At 46.0% G+C, this 467-nt stretch carries 1 rRNA gene; it reads right to left on the minus strand.

From position 1 onward, the window contains the following. A 23S ribosomal RNA gene (locus tag N801_RS19235) occupies positions 1-242 on the minus strand; the annotation flags it as partial. Positions 243-467 lie beyond the last annotated feature (225 nt).

The following is a 467-nucleotide window of genomic DNA, read 5'->3' on the forward strand; positions in this document are numbered from 1 at the left end:
CTGGGGGAATCTCGGTTGATTTCTTTTCCTCGGGGTACTTAGATGTTTCAGTTCCCCCGGTTCGCCTCATGCCACTATGTATTCATGACATGATAATGTGTCGAAACACACTGGGTTTCCCCATTCGGGTATCGCCGGTTATAACGGTTCATATCACCTTACCGACGCTTTTCGCAGATTAGCACGCCCTTCATCGCCTCTGACTGCCTAGGCATCCACCGTGTACGCTTAGTCACTTAACCTCACAACCCGAAGATGTTTCCATCGTTCGCGCTGCAAACATTTGAGAGACTCTATGACAGGTTACTCTTTATCCCAATACATCTACGGAGGGATAAATTTCAGCCGTCATGTTTCAATTTTCAGCTTGTTCCAGATTGTTAAAGAGCAATATCTTAAACATGACTCGGAAGTCATCTTTAAGATATGGTGTATCGTCAGATACTTTGGACCGCCGCTTTCACCGG

Origin of the sequence: Knoellia aerolata DSM 18566, from assembly GCF_000768695.1 — a bacterium.
In the GTDB taxonomy this organism is placed as follows: Bacteria; Actinomycetota; Actinomycetes; order Actinomycetales; family Dermatophilaceae; genus Knoellia; species Knoellia aerolata.